The sequence below is a fragment of the Bradyrhizobium sp. R2.2-H genome (genome assembly GCF_004346455.1).
In the GTDB taxonomy this organism is placed as follows: domain Bacteria; phylum Pseudomonadota; class Alphaproteobacteria; order Rhizobiales; family Xanthobacteraceae; genus Bradyrhizobium; species Bradyrhizobium diversitatis.
Map to the genome: position 1 here is coordinate 63,839 of NZ_SMBR01000003.1, position 12,867 is coordinate 76,705.

At 64.9% G+C, this 12,867-nt stretch carries 18 protein-coding genes; 11 read left to right on the forward strand and 7 right to left on the reverse strand.

Features of this window, described 5'->3' with window-relative positions; genetic code table 11:
- Positions 1-31: 31 nt before the first annotated feature.
- The gene (gene pdxY, locus EDE08_RS07930) at positions 32-850 is read left to right on the forward strand and encodes a pyridoxal kinase (RefSeq protein WP_131868401.1); all 819 of its coding nucleotides are present in this window, start codon (positions 32-34) and stop codon (positions 848-850) included.
- Positions 851-858: 8 nt separating this feature from the next.
- Here pdxY and EDE08_RS07935 read toward each other — a convergent pair whose 3' ends face one another.
- Positions 859-2,166 (reverse strand): M15 family metallopeptidase domain-containing protein, encoded by a 1,308-nt coding sequence (locus EDE08_RS07935; RefSeq protein WP_131868402.1) that lies wholly within the window; start codon positions 2,164-2,166, stop codon positions 859-861.
- Between the two features lie 339 nt (positions 2,167-2,505).
- On the opposite strand from EDE08_RS07935, the gene EDE08_RS07940 reads away from it, so the two are divergent.
- From EDE08_RS07940 to EDE08_RS07950, 3 genes are all read left to right on the forward strand, one after another.
- Complete coding sequence (locus tag EDE08_RS07940) at positions 2,506-2,670, forward strand: Flp family type IVb pilin (protein WP_165935856.1); 165 nt, start codon at positions 2,506-2,508, stop codon at positions 2,668-2,670.
- 275 nt (positions 2,671-2,945) lie between these two features.
- Entirely contained in the window at positions 2,946-3,200 is a 255-nt protein-coding gene (locus EDE08_RS07945; protein WP_131868403.1) for a hypothetical protein, read from the forward strand.
- Between the two features lie 194 nt (positions 3,201-3,394).
- Positions 3,395-4,315, forward strand: a complete 921-nt coding sequence (locus tag EDE08_RS07950) for a DMT family transporter (protein WP_131868404.1) — start codon at positions 3,395-3,397, stop codon at positions 4,313-4,315.
- 7 nt (positions 4,316-4,322) lie between these two features.
- On the opposite strand, the gene EDE08_RS07955 is transcribed toward EDE08_RS07950, so the two are convergent.
- A complete protein-coding gene (locus EDE08_RS07955) occupies positions 4,323-4,673 on the reverse strand; it encodes a zinc ribbon domain-containing protein YjdM (RefSeq protein ID WP_131868405.1) in 351 nt (116 codons plus the stop codon).
- 110 nt (positions 4,674-4,783) lie between these two features.
- Positions 4,784-4,957 (reverse strand): hypothetical protein, encoded by a 174-nt coding sequence (locus tag EDE08_RS38255; protein WP_018644642.1) that lies wholly within the window; start codon positions 4,955-4,957, stop codon positions 4,784-4,786.
- Between the two features lie 169 nt (positions 4,958-5,126).
- Between EDE08_RS38255 and EDE08_RS07960 the strand changes: the two genes are divergently transcribed.
- The 6 genes from EDE08_RS07960 to EDE08_RS07985 all read left to right on the forward strand — a co-directional run bounded on the left by EDE08_RS07960 (position 5,127) and on the right by EDE08_RS07985 (position 8,628).
- Entirely contained in the window at positions 5,127-5,579 is a 453-nt protein-coding gene (locus tag EDE08_RS07960; RefSeq protein ID WP_131868406.1) for a pyridoxamine 5'-phosphate oxidase family protein, read from the forward strand.
- A 123-nt stretch (positions 5,580-5,702) separates the two neighbouring features.
- Complete coding sequence (locus tag EDE08_RS07965; protein WP_131868407.1) at positions 5,703-6,062, forward strand: c-type cytochrome; 360 nt, start codon at positions 5,703-5,705, stop codon at positions 6,060-6,062.
- A 206-nt stretch (positions 6,063-6,268) separates the two neighbouring features.
- Positions 6,269-6,673 carry a VOC family protein gene (locus tag EDE08_RS07970; protein ID WP_131868408.1) on the forward strand — a complete coding sequence of 135 codons (405 nt, stop codon included), beginning with the start codon at positions 6,269-6,271 and terminating at the stop codon, positions 6,671-6,673.
- A 50-nt stretch (positions 6,674-6,723) separates the two neighbouring features.
- Positions 6,724-7,377: a cell envelope biogenesis protein TolA gene (locus EDE08_RS07975; protein WP_131868409.1), complete on the forward strand. Its 654-nt coding sequence runs from the start codon at positions 6,724-6,726 to the stop codon at positions 7,375-7,377.
- A gap of 158 nt (positions 7,378-7,535) precedes the next feature.
- Entirely contained in the window at positions 7,536-8,072 is a 537-nt protein-coding gene (locus tag EDE08_RS07980) for a helix-turn-helix domain-containing protein (protein WP_131868410.1), read from the forward strand.
- Positions 8,073-8,352: 280 nt separating this feature from the next.
- A complete protein-coding gene (locus EDE08_RS07985) occupies positions 8,353-8,628 on the forward strand; it encodes a hypothetical protein (RefSeq protein WP_131868411.1) in 276 nt (91 codons plus the stop codon).
- Between the two features lie 13 nt (positions 8,629-8,641).
- Here EDE08_RS07985 and EDE08_RS07990 read toward each other — a convergent pair whose 3' ends face one another.
- Positions 8,642-9,436, reverse strand: a complete 795-nt coding sequence (locus EDE08_RS07990; RefSeq protein WP_131868412.1) for a transglycosylase SLT domain-containing protein — start codon at positions 9,434-9,436, stop codon at positions 8,642-8,644.
- Between the two features lie 217 nt (positions 9,437-9,653).
- Positions 9,654-10,856: a calcium-binding protein gene (locus EDE08_RS07995; protein ID WP_131868413.1), complete on the reverse strand. Its 1,203-nt coding sequence runs from the start codon at positions 10,854-10,856 to the stop codon at positions 9,654-9,656.
- A gap of 277 nt (positions 10,857-11,133) precedes the next feature.
- On the opposite strand from EDE08_RS07995, the gene EDE08_RS08000 reads away from it, so the two are divergent.
- Positions 11,134-11,400: a DUF2312 domain-containing protein gene (locus EDE08_RS08000; RefSeq protein ID WP_025575662.1), complete on the forward strand. Its 267-nt coding sequence runs from the start codon at positions 11,134-11,136 to the stop codon at positions 11,398-11,400.
- 130 nt (positions 11,401-11,530) lie between these two features.
- Here the strand turns inward: EDE08_RS08000 and EDE08_RS08005 are convergent, their stop codons facing one another.
- Together EDE08_RS08005 and EDE08_RS08010 are read right to left on the reverse strand one after the other, a co-directional pair.
- Positions 11,531-12,061, reverse strand: a complete 531-nt coding sequence (locus EDE08_RS08005) for a DUF4844 domain-containing protein (protein WP_131868414.1) — start codon at positions 12,059-12,061, stop codon at positions 11,531-11,533.
- A gap of 168 nt (positions 12,062-12,229) precedes the next feature.
- The gene (locus tag EDE08_RS08010; RefSeq protein WP_131868415.1) at positions 12,230-12,745 is read right to left on the reverse strand and encodes a ParB N-terminal domain-containing protein; all 516 of its coding nucleotides are present in this window, start codon (positions 12,743-12,745) and stop codon (positions 12,230-12,232) included.
- Positions 12,746-12,867: the final 122 nt, after the last annotated feature.

Sequence of the window (12,867 nt, forward strand, 5' to 3'; positions counted from 1 at the left end):
CGCGCGACGTTTGACCTTACGGACCTTCCTCATGCTCGTCATCTCGATTCAGAGTCAGGTGGTCCACGGCCATGTCGGCAACAGCGCGGCCGCCTACGCCATGCAGGCGGAGGGCGTGAACGTTGCGGCGGTGCCGACGACGCTGCTGTCAAACCATCCGCGCTATCCGAGCCTGCGCGGGCGGGTGCTGGAGAGCGATCTCGTCGCCGATCTCCTGAAGGGCGTCGAGGAGCGCGGCCTGGTCGACGAGGCTGCGGTGCTCGTCACCGGCTATTTGGGCTCGCCGGGCAATGCTGCCGTGATCGCCGATTTCGTCGAGCGGGCGCTGACGCGGAATGCGAAGCTCGTCTATCTCTGCGATCCCGTGATCGGCGATGACGGTCGCGTCTATGTCGCGGACGGCATCTTGGATGTGGTTCGGCACCGGTTGCTGCCGGCGGCGAACCTCACGACGCCGAACCAGTTCGAGCTCGAGCTGCTCTCCGGTCTCACCATTGCCGATGCCCAGGGCCTCCGCGCGGCCTGCTCTACGCTCGCAGGGGTGGGCCGCATCGACGTGGTCGCCACCGGCTGCACGCTCGCTGACATGGCGGCGGGGCAGGTGGAGACGATCCTGTGCGCCGACGGGCGATTGTCGCGCTTTGCGACGCCGCGCCTGCCGATCCGTCCCTATGGCACCGGCGACCTCCTCACCGGACTGATCGCGGCGCATCTGGCCAAGGGCGAAGCGATCGAGTCGGCAGTACGGCTTGCGGTCGACACGATCTTCGCGGTGCTGGTGCGCACGCAGGACGCCGGCTCCGCCGAGATGCGGCTCGTGCCGTTGCCGACGCGCGGGCCCGGTGCCTGATTGACGGTTCAGGTCGCGGGCTTGACGGCCGATTGCGCCGACTTCTGCTGCTTGGCCGGGGTCTTCTGCTCGCGTGCGGCGTGCGCCTTGGGCGGCTTGGCGCTGGCGGCGGCCCGCGTCTTTTTCGGCTTGACGTTCGCGGCTTCCTTGCTGTCGGTCGCAACGCCGCGGCGCGAGATGTATTCCTTCCCGTCGGTCGGGCCGACATGCGGCGGATCGCGGCCGAGATAGGGGCGGCCGATGCCGAACGCCTTGCCGTTGGCGTCGACCCACTTCCACAGGATCTCGGTCGAGACCCAGCGCTGCGCGCGGTTGTTGCCCTGGGTGCTGACGATGTCGGCCGCCATGCCGTGGCCATAACCGCCGCGCATGCTGCCCCCATGATAGGAGCGGTCGGAGGCAGCCTTGAGGCCGCTCGCGATCGACTGGCGATAGTCGTCGCGGAACGCGCTGGTGATGCCCGGCGAGAGGCCGGCGGCTTCGGCGGCGAGCATCATGCGGAACAGCTTCCGCTTGAAGCTCTTGTCCATGCCGCCGATGACGTAGTCCATCATCGACATGCCGGCGCGCTCGGCCGCCTTCGGATCCTTCCAAGTGAAGTCCTGATCGACCAGCTTCGTGAAGCTACGCATCACCGTGACCGTCTTGCCCTTGCGCTTGACGGTGACGGCGCGCCGCTCCTGAACCTTGATCGTGTCCTCCTTGGCGGTGCGCTGATAGAGCGCCCAGAGGTAGCGGTCGATGCAGGCCTCCATGACGAAGCATTCGTCGAGCACGGTGACGGTATCGGCCGGCGGAGATGGCTTGCTTGCGGGCGTGACGGGGCCGCTTGCGATTGCCGCAGGCGACAGTGCGTCCGTCGTCACGATCTCGGTCGGATCGGCGGATGCGAGCTTGACGGGCTCTGGCGCGGGAGCAGGGTCAGCCTCGCTGACGATGGCTTCCGGTTCAAGCGAAATCTGCGGCGCGGGCGCCGCCTCTGTCGGCAGGATCAGTGCAGGGTCGGCCGAAGCGAGCTTGATGGCTAAGGCGAGCCCCTCCGGCGTTTCCTGCGCGGTCGCCGCCGGGGCAGGCGCCGCAGCGACGGCGGCGGCGATGTCGGCGGTCAAGGCGATGCCGTCCTCAATCGTTGCAGCGCGCGGCACGTCGGCGAGGTCGAGGCGACTGACATCCTTGGCGCGCGAGACGGCAGCCACATTGGCGGCGCTGTTCTCGATGAGGGCAGGCGCATGGGCGGAGAGAGACAACACCAGCCAGCCGGCGAGAACGGCCGAGGGACACGACACCGCCACCAGAAGAGACCGCCGATCGTTCATGACCCCTGCCTCCAAACGGTTCTGTCCGAACCATCTTGTCCGAACAGTCATGATGCAAACGGTTGACGAAACAGTCTTGTACGGAAAGGCAACGCAGCTCGTCGATTGTTCGGGGGACGGTGTGGCGGCGCAATGGCACAAATCGGCGAGAACGGGCTTTTCAAGGCGGGTGTTGCCGAGCTGCAACGCGGGTTCCACGACGCCAGTGTGAAAACGACGGCAAATGCAGCATTGTCGTCAACTTGCAGCGATTGCGTTTACGCAATCTTGGATTGTGGTCGTGCAATTCTCTCGTGTCGGCAATCTTCGGTAGAAGTTGGAAGGACGTCGCCTGTGAAATTGAAATGCATGTTGGCCGCATTCATCGCTGACGAATCCGGCGCCACCGCGATCGAATACGGCCTGATCGCAGCCGGAATCGCGCTCGCCATCATCGAGGTCATCTACGCTCTCGGCACCGATCTCGTCGCAAAGCTGCAATCGCTGGCAACAGCATTGAAATAAGGTCCCGGCATCCTCCCTCTCGTGTCCCGGACCCAATCATCACCTGGACCACTGATGAGGCCGATGACTATCGCCGCGCCAGTCGGCCCTGCGGGAACGGTGACTGAGTACCGCCCACAGAAGCGTCATGTCGCGGCCACGTGATTCGTCCAAGACCTTGTACGCATTGAGCATATCGCCATGCAATGTGCGCGCTGTTGCGATGCAGCAAGACATGTCGCAATGCAACAAAACGTGCCTAAATAGACTCCGACCATCTTTCTCGGAGCATCACCATGAACAAAAAGACTTTGTCGATCGCCGCCGCCGTCCTGACCATCGTGAGCGGCTCCGCCGCCGTCGCCGCCGAGCTGCCGACCTATGAGGCCAACGGCCTGCCGGTCTCTCCGCTGCAGGTGCGCGTGCTCGGGGCTGCGCATGTCGAGCAGCAGGTCGCCGCGCCCGCCACGGTCGCCTCGGTCCACCAGGCGAAGGTGCTCAGCCCCCGCAAGGTGACGACCGCGGACGTCACCACGGGCGCTGTCCGCTAAGACTGAGGTCGCCTGAGGCAGGTGGGCCTCGCGCAGAGCGAGAGTGCACCGCCTCATGTGCGGCCACGAAGAAGCCGCATGCGCATTGCGCGTGCGGCAAGCACGGTCCTGCGCGGCATCGTCGCGATGTCTGCGTGCCAGCCCTGCAGCTGCGTGGGTTGAGCGGCGTAGCGCGCCGACATATCGCTTGATCCATGGATCAGCGGACGAGCGGCGCTGACGCTCTCACTCAAAAGAACGACGCAGCGCCAGCACTGCTCGGGGTGGTCTGCGGCCTTGCCGCGGCGCTGTTCTGGGCGCTCGGCTTTGCCGCCACGCGGCACGGCCTCAAGGTCGGCTTCACGCCGGTCGATCTCCTGGTGCATCGCTATGTCTGGTCGGGGATCGCGTTCCTGCCGCTGGTGTTGCGCGCCGGAATCTCCGATCTCTGCGGCATCGGCTGGAGCAGGGGCCTCGTGCTGATGGTGCTCGGCGGCCCCGTGATGTCGCTGATCTCCTACAGCGGCTTCCTGTTCGTGCCGCTGGGCCACGGCAGCGTGATCCAGCCCTCTTGCGCGACGCTGGGTGGCCTGCTGCTCGCCGCGGTCGTGCTGAAGGAGCGGATCTCCGCCTCGCGGCTTGCCGGCGCGCTCGTCATTGTCGGCGGCCTCGGCGTGATCGGCGCGGAATCGATCGGCCATATCGGGGCCGACGGCATTCAGGGTGATCTGATCTTCGTGCTCGCCGGATTCATGTTCGCTGGCTTCGGCGCGATGTTGCGCCGCTGGCGCGTCTCGGCCGTGCCGGCTGCGCTCGTCATCAACGTGCTGTCGCTGCTGCTGGTGCCGGTCTACGTCGTCACGGTCGGCCTCGCCCATATTGCGGCAATCGGCGTGACCGAGAACGCGATCCAGGCGCTTGCACAGGGCGTGCTTGCCGGCCCCGCCGCGCTCTATCTCTACGCCGTCTCGGTCCAGCGCCTCGGCGTTGCCCGCGCCGCAGTGTTTCCGGCCTGCGTGCCGGCGCTGACGCTGCTCACCGGCTGGCTGCTGCTCGGCGAGCCGCCGACGATGTTGCAGACGGCAGGCCTCGTGACGGTGCTGTGCGGGTTCTATCTGGCGCAGCGGCAAAGCTAGCGGATCTTCAAGCCTTCCGCACGAACTCCGACTTCAGATTCATCGCGCCGATGCCGTCGATCTTGCAGGCGATGTTGTGGCCGTCGCTGGCGTCCTGCAGGCGGATGTTGCGCACCTTGGTGCCGCCCTTGACGACCGAGGACGAGCCCTTGATCTTGAGATCCTTGATCACGATGACGCTGTCGCCGTCGGCGAGCACGTTGCCGTTGGCATCGCGCACGCCGGCATCCTGCGCCGTGTCCGCGACCGCTTCCGCCGTGCCGCTCCATTCATGGCCGCATTCCGGGCAGACCCAGAGATCGCGGTCCTGATAGGCGTGCTCGGAGCTGCAGGCCGGGCATTTCATCGTGTCGGTCATGTCTGTCTCGTCTCAACGGTTCGTTCGCGGCGCGACCGTAGAGGCGGGAACCGGGAAAGCAAGGAAAAGCTGCAAGCCGCGCGGACCGGGGCTCGCCGGCCGGTGCGATATCACCGAAACAGCGCGACGAAGATCACGTAGAGCCAGCCCAGGATGCCGTGGATGATCGCCCACAGGATCGAATGGTTGTTGGTGTAGGAGATCGCGATGGCGAGCGCCGAGCCGAATCCCACGCCGTATTTCGCGCCCTCGACGCGGACGCCGTAATAGCGGTTGCCGTTCATGGTGATGCCTCCTGAATCGTCGGATGAGCGCCGAGCCTATGCGGTCGCCGTGATCCTGGCGAGCGGCATGATCAATGAGCCAACCTCGCCCGCGCGGGATTGAGCTGCGTCAACGGCATTACGCATGAGGGGCGTATCCTCTTGCCGAATGACCACCGGAGGCGGAGCGATGGACGACACGCTCAGAGCAAAAGTCCAGGCCTTGCTGGACCAGCACCGCACGATGCGGATCGCAACCGTCCGCCCGGATGGCTGGCCGCAGGTGACGACCGTCGGCTACGCCAACGTAGGCTTCACCATCTACTTCCTCTGCGGCATCGACAGCCAGAAGGCGCAGAACCTGTCCCGGGACGACCGCGTCTCTCTGGCGATCGACGACGACCCGGCGGAAGTGATGGAGATCACCGGCCTGTCCATGGCGGCGCGGGCGGTGGCCGTGACCGATCCGGCCGAAGCCGAGAAGGCGATCGCGCTGCTGATGGCGCGCTATCCCGAGCAGAAGGCCCTGGGCCTGACGGTGCCGGAGCCTTCCGAGGTGCGGCTGATCCGCCTCACGCCGACGGTGATCTCGCTGCTCGATTATTCCAAGGGATTTGGCCACACCGATCTCGTGACGTGCTGATGACGCGCGCGGTGGTTTGCGAAGACGAGGGCAATCATCCGCGCCTTCCTTGACGCAGATCAACTTGGCCTCGCGGTGCAAATCTAGGCTCGATCGATGATTCAATCGCGGTGAGGTTTGGCGATGTCGCACACTGTTCGAATCTCCATCGGCATCGTCATCCTGATCGCCTTGTCGCTGCTGTTCCTCTTCAGCGTCGTCCACACCGCCGCGGGGGCCCCAAGGCCCGGCTCGCGCACGATCGCCGAAGGACAGCGCCTGGCGCAGGCGTGGTGCCAGTCGTGTCACGCGGTCGAGCGGCGCATGACTGATTTCTTCGACGAGGCGCCGAGCTTCCAGGCCATCGCCGACCGTAGCGGCACCACCGCGCTGTCGCTCAAGGTGTTCTGGCGGACCAGCCACCGGAACATGCCGAACCTCGTGATCTCGCCGGAGCAGGCGGATGCGCTTTCGGCCTATATCCTGAGCCTCAGGGGCAAATGAGGGACCGGCCAAACTGCATTTCGCGAAAACAACCCCATGCAAAGTAGGCATGGCCATGGAATCGCTGGGGATTTGATTGGACTTCGGCGATACCGAATTTCGTTTGCGCCGTCGGGCAAAACAGGTGCATGATGTCACGGTGGAGTCCCCTCGACGTCCAGGCGCTCGATGCGTAGCCTCCGCCCGTAACGCGCGACGAGCCCGCCATGTCCTTCCTTCTCAACATCGACGTCCCCGACGTCGCCAAAGCCACGACCTTCTACACCGAGGCCTTCGGCCTGACGGTCGGCCGCCGCTTCGGCGCCGACTTCGTCGAGCTCAACGGCTGGCCGGCGCCGGTGTATCTCCTGACCAAGCAGGCCGGCACGATCGGCGCCGGCGGCGACCGCCGCCGCTACGAGCGGCATTGGACGCCCGTGCATATCGACGTCGTCGTTGACGACGTCGATGCCGCAGTCGCGCGTGCGCTCGCTGCCGGTGCGATCCTCGAGGCGCCCGCGCGCGATGCGCCCTATGGACGGATCGCGATGCTGGCCGATCCGTTCGGGCACGGGTTCTGTCTGCTGGCGTTCAGCGCGCTGGGGTATGATGCGTTGTTGGGAAGTTCGTAGCTCGCGACGGGGCTAAGCTTGCTACGATCGCGAGCGAACATCGGGGCGACATGGCAAGAAAGCAAACAAGCAAGTCGACCAGGAAACTGAAGACCTACCAGACCTCGCTGGGGTTCTACGACCAGGCGATCGCCGCCCCCTCGATGAAGGCAGCGCTTCAGGCCTGGGGCGCCAGCTCCAATCTGTTCCATCAGGGCGCGGCGAAGGAGACCGACGACCCCGACATCGTCGCGGCGACCATGGCGAAGCCGGGTGTCGTGCTCAGGCGTCCGGTCGGCTCGGACGGCCCGTTCACCGAGAGTGCGGAGCTGCCGACCGATCTCGGCGAGAGCGAGGGCCAATCCGAACGCAAGCCCAAGAGCAAATCCAGGAAGCGCACGGCCAGGACCGCAAGGAAACCGTCCCGCAAGATCGACGATCAGGCAGGGCGCAAGGCTGCCGCGGCCTTCGAGAAGGAGGAACGGCGGCGCGAAGCCGAGCGAAGGAAAGAGGAGGCCGCCCGCGCCAGGGAACGCGCGCGCCGGGAGAAGGCTGTCGCGACAGCGCAGGCGGCGTTTGACAAAGCGAGGCGGGAGCACGAGGCGCGGGCGGAGGAGATCGAAGCCGAGCGGACTGCGCTCGACGAACGCGCCGAGGCCGAGCAGGACCGCTGGGACAAGCAGCGGATGAAGCTGGAGCAGGCGCTGCGCCGGGCGCGGGAGTAGCTTGCGCAGGCCGGGAGGGATTCCTTTACCACGCCATCCAGTCCCGGCCGAACCGCCGGACGTTTAGGAGTTGCGCCAAAATTCTGCGGTATCCTCGCTGCGATTGCGGATGCGTCGGACACGCCGTGCGCCGCCGCCGCAGGATTACGGGATCTGTCATGAGCGATCATCGCGCCGCAGTCAGGCATCACACCTTGCGCACCGGCATCGTCGAATTCGACAACGGCACCGGCAGCACCGTCAGCGTGCCCTGTACGATTCGCGACGTCTCCGGCACCGGCGCGCGACTGCAACTCAACTCCTCGCTATGGGTCGCCGAAGCGTTCGCGCTGGTTTTCGCGAGCGGCCTGCGCAAGGCCTGCCGCGTTGCCTGGCGCAAGGAGCGGCTGATCGGCAGCGCGTTCGCGGACGGCTATGCCAGCGTGGACGAGCAGGCCGCCATGATGACCGCAGGGGAACAGTCCCGGCACCGCCTCGGCATCGGCGCGCGCGTCAAAGCGGCGCGCGAAAAGCGCGGCTACACGCAAGCCCAGCTCGCCGAGCGCCTCAGCGTGACGCCGGCGTTCGTGGTGCAGGCCGAGCAGGGCGAGGTAGACATTCCGCTGTACCAGCTGATGCACATCGCGGATCTCTTGATGGTCGGCCTCGACGGGCTCGTGGCGGGCCCGGCGCCGGAGGAGGTGGATGCGGCGTAGGGCGTCACGGTCCGTCGCCCGCTCTCGGTCCGTTCGCATTGCGCGCGCTGAAATGCCGGAGCGCGCGCCTTGTCCTTCGAGACGGCGCTGACGCGCCTCCTCAGGATGAGGCTAAGCACGATATTCGCCCGCTGAAGCTGTTGCCGCGCACTTCGTCCTCATCCTGAGGAGCCCGCTCAAAAGCGGGCGTCTCGAAGGATGGCCGCAGAAAAACTCGCGCGAAATTCGCTTGCCTTGCCGCGCATCCTTTTGCACTCTTCGCGCGAAGGAGACCAACGCAATGAAGAAAATGACCATCGCCTATGCGCTCGGAACGGCCCTGGTGCTGAGCCTCGCAACATCGGCTGCCGACGCAAAGCCGCGGAAGCAAGTGGTTCGCGCGCCGCAGGAGCGGCTGATCGTCACGGCGCCGGTGCTGCGGCCGACGCCGTGGGACTACAACATCGTTCCGCGCTATCGCTATCGTCCCGAGGACGACAAGGTCGATCCCTACGGTCCGCCGCTGGTGCCGTCCTATGTTCGCTACGAGGGATGGCGCTGGCCGTACTGGTGGTAGAGCCGGGCTACGGCTAACCGCTCTCCGCTGCAAGCCGCAGAAACTGCCGCTTCATCGCGTTGACCCTGGCGAGATAGGCCGCGACGAGGTGATCGCCGCAGCGCTCGCCGGCGAGCATCTGAAACTTGCGGCGCGCATAGGCCGTGGCGGGACCTGCGCCGCAGAGATGGATGAAGGCGGCCAGATCCTGCTTCTGCGTCGCGTTTGCCTTGATATCGCCCGCGAGGGAGAGAACCAGCGCCATTTGGCGGTCGAGATACACCGAGGCCAGCTCGATGGCGTGGCTCGGGACCGCGCGGATGTAGAAGCTGGTGAAGCCGCAGCCGGTCTGCGTGACCGCGTTGCCGCGAACGCAGAATCGCGCGGCCTCCGCGAAGGCCGGGTCGGTCATCTGGAACAGGCCGACGGCGCTGGAGGCGGGCCGGTAGATCGCCAGTGGATTGAAGCTCCATCGCCAGCGCCAATAGGTGCGCGCCACCGGATTGCCTGAACTCTCGACCTGCGCCAGCGCGGCCAGCAATTCCGGCATGATCGTTGCGGTGGAGGCGTGCCGGAACAGCGGACCGTAGCTCGCCCAGGTCTCCGCCGGCTCCTTGTCGAGGGCGTTGCCGATGAGGACGAACAGCTCGGTCGGCTTGCGGATCAACTGATAGGCGATGTTCAGAAGCGTGACGGCCGCAAGCAGCACCGCCACGCTACCGCCGATCCTGACCATCCGCGGTGCGCGCGCGAACCTCCTTCGAACCCACCGAGCGCTCCGCCGGACGCTGCGAAGGCGGGAGAGGAGGCTCTTGCTTTTGGTCGGCATGGGCTGTGAGCGTGCAATCGCGGAGACTGTGGACCTGATTGGCGCTGTCTACCACGTGAAGCGGGCCGCAGATCCCGCATTTGAGAGCGGCTTCCGCAGGCAATCCGCCTCCCTTATGCGAACGTCCCGGGTTGAGGGGATTTGCGGGGCGGCGAAGGTGTAGCCCGCGTCCCGCCCCGCTGCAGGCGGAGCGAGACGGTTACTTGGACCAACTCGCTCAGATCAGGAAGTCGGTCGCGTGCAAGCTCGCCGCCTGGACGCCGTCGAGCGTGATGGTGTCGTTCGCCGACAGATGAATCACGGCATCGCCAGTGGTGTTGTCGCTGATCAGTTTCGACAACGCCGCCCAGTCCGCAAACCCGTAATCCTGCACGTTGATCAGGTCGTGCTCGGTCACGGTGCTGCCGACGGCCTTGTTGCCCTGATCGAAGTCGTTGATCGTGTCGTTGCCGGAACCGGTGTTGAAGACGAAGAGGTCGCTGTTCCCTCCGCCCCACAACTGGTCGTCGCCGGCTCCGCCGTTCAACGTGTCGATGCCGCCGGTGATCGAGCCGGGCGATGCGGGTTCATAGGTCCGCGCATCGCCATACATGAAGTCCCGGCCGGCGCCGCCGTCGAGGATATCGTTGCCGCCCTGGGAATGACCCGCCATGATCGGCGCGTCGCCGAACAGCGACGAGGCGGCATCCGCGTACTGGCCGTCGATCTGGACGGCGAGGACATCGTCGCCGCCCTGGGCAAAATCCATCAGGGACGTCGACGAATCCCCCGACAGGGATGCGCCGGATATGGGGCTGTCGCCGTTCAGCGTGACCGTCAAACTGTCGTTGCCGCCTTGCGCAAGGCCGCGCAACGCGCCGATGGCGTCGCCGCTGACCGTCGCCGCGCCGTCGATGGTGAGCACGCTGACATCGAGCGTGTCGTTGCCGCCGTGCGAGGTGTCGATCATGGAGCCGCCGGCATCGCCCGCGAACAGGTTGGCGCCACCGCGCCACCCGATCGAGCCGGTGATGTCGTCATTGCCGCCCTGCGCGTTGCCCGACATGTCGCCCGCGACATCGCCGAAGGCCGAGACAGTGGTGTAGACCGTGCCATGGGCATCCGCGACGATGGTGTCGTTGCCGCCCCTGGCGTCGTCGATCATCGATTGGGTGTCGCCGACCACGAGGCCGGTGTTCCAGCCGCCGCCGATGTCGGCGATGAGCGTGTCATTGCCGCCTTGCGAGTGACCAAGTAGCATCGTGTGGTCATCGCCGAAGATCGTCAGGCGCGTATTGAGCTCAGTGACGGTGGCCGTCACGGTATCGTTGCCGCCCCAGACGTCCCTGGCTGCGGGAAAGCCGGGGTCTCCGTAGACGGTCTCGATCTGACCAAACTGGTCGAGGGTGACGTCGATGGTGTCGTTCGGCAGATGCTGCATGGCGTAGCTCCCATTTCATTGTCGGAAGCGGGCCTGACGCCTGCAGAGTTTCTTGCAAGTCGCGTTGTTGACCACGCTTCAGGGGAGAAATCTACCTTTGGTAGATGGCAGAGATTTGTAGGAATTCGGGAGAGAGTTTGGTGGCGTGCATGGAACCGCGGCGGCGTTCGTCGAGATCGCCACGGCAAGTTTGCGCGTCCCGTGAAGACGGCGAGGGTTAACACATTGGTCATTTCTTTGCGGTCATTTTCACGACCTCAGTCAGCAAAGAGGCACCATGTCCGACATCACCATTCCCGGCGGCAAGATCCGTTCCTTCGTCGAGCGGATCGAGAACCTCGACAGCGAAATGCAGGAGTTGAGCGAACAGAAGAAGGAAGTCTTCGCGGAAGCCAAGGGCGAGGGTTTCGACGTGAAGATACTCAAGGAGATCATCAAGCTGCGCAAGGAAGACAAGAACGAGCGTGACGAGCGCGAAAGCCTGCTCGACCTCTACATGCGGGCGATGGAAACGGCCTCGCCGGAGCAGGCGAAGGCGGCGTGAGACGATCGGGTTGATCGGTGAGGAGAGGGCCGCGGTTTGCTGATCGCGGCTATTACTCCCGTGTGTAGGATGGTTGAGCGAGTTCCGTCACTCTCCCTGAGGATGGATCTTCGCTCCACCATCGGACAGGCTAAGGATCGATGGGACGCGGCTGGTCCGCCGCCGTCCAGCCTGGAGGAAGCGGTTCGCTGTGGCCCCCGGCTCTGGAGTAGGCGGCGCCGTAGGCGAATTGGCCGGTCGCGCCCTTGAAACCCAGGATGTACCAGACCTCTACGAGATACCCGCCGGTCCGGTCGCGATCCTCCGTTGCTAACCGAGAGATCAGCCTCATCGCTTTTCCAATGAGATTGGAGACGGTGCGCGCGTGAACAGGACCGTCAGGCTGCGCCAGAACTGCATCGATCACCCCGTTGACGGCCTCTGTAGCCCGCGCGCGATCCTCGGGCGTTTCGGCACCGGTATAGCCCAGAGGCGGGAAATGGTGGGGCTGGAATTTGGTTTCCTTTCTCAGCCGCTCCAGAACGGCGCGCTTCTCGGGCGTGATCTGCACCACCTCGTTCGAAGGCTCGGGAAAGAGCCGGGTGTATTTCCAGTAAAGCACGCATGCGAATGCGAGCACGCAGATAACGAAAGCGCCGGCGAACAGCAGGAGGTACTTCATTGTCCGAGGTTGGGTGAATTCAATGAGAGCAATCTATATCGGTCCGTAGGATGATGTCAGCGCGTAGGATGGGTAGAGCGAAGCGAAACCCATCGATAGCCGTTGTGGAATGATGGGTTTCGCAAGAGCTCTACCCATCCTACGAGCTACGAACTGAAACCGCCGCCATCAATAGCGGCCGCCGCTGCCCTTTTGCTGCGTGATCCAGTCCGACAATGATTTCGGCTTCGATTTCGCAGTCCGGCCCGGTGATGCCTTCGGATTGTCGCGGACCCCTTTCGCCGCACGGCTGCGCGGCGCTTGCGTTGCGCCGACGCCCTTCAAGGCAGAAGTCGATGCCTCTGCGGCTTCCTTCTCCAGGCGCAACTGTTTCAATCGCGCCATCTTGATGCGCTCTGCCTCGACTTCGGGTCGCTCGGCTAGCTGCGGCTTGTGCTGAGCAACCTCCGCCGGGACCAGGACGCCGAGAATGGTCGTCTCGCCGAGCGCCTTGCAGGCCTCTAACCGGTGCAGTCCCTCGACCAGAACGAGGCGGTCGCCGTCGGGCCGAACGGAAATGGGGGCCTGTTGTCCGATCTCCAGAATACTTTCCGCGATCTCCGCGACGGTCTCGGGCTTGACGGTCTTCTTCTGCTTCGTGGGCACGAAGATCTTCTCGATCGGGAAGCTTTCCGGTTTGGGCATAATCTAACTCCGCGTCTACCGGGGCGGTCGGAACCCATGCCGGTGGGGAGGGTAGTTTAGGGGGGAAGGACTCGACGGCAAAGGCAATTTTGACGGCAGAGCATTGATGAGCATCGAAGCCG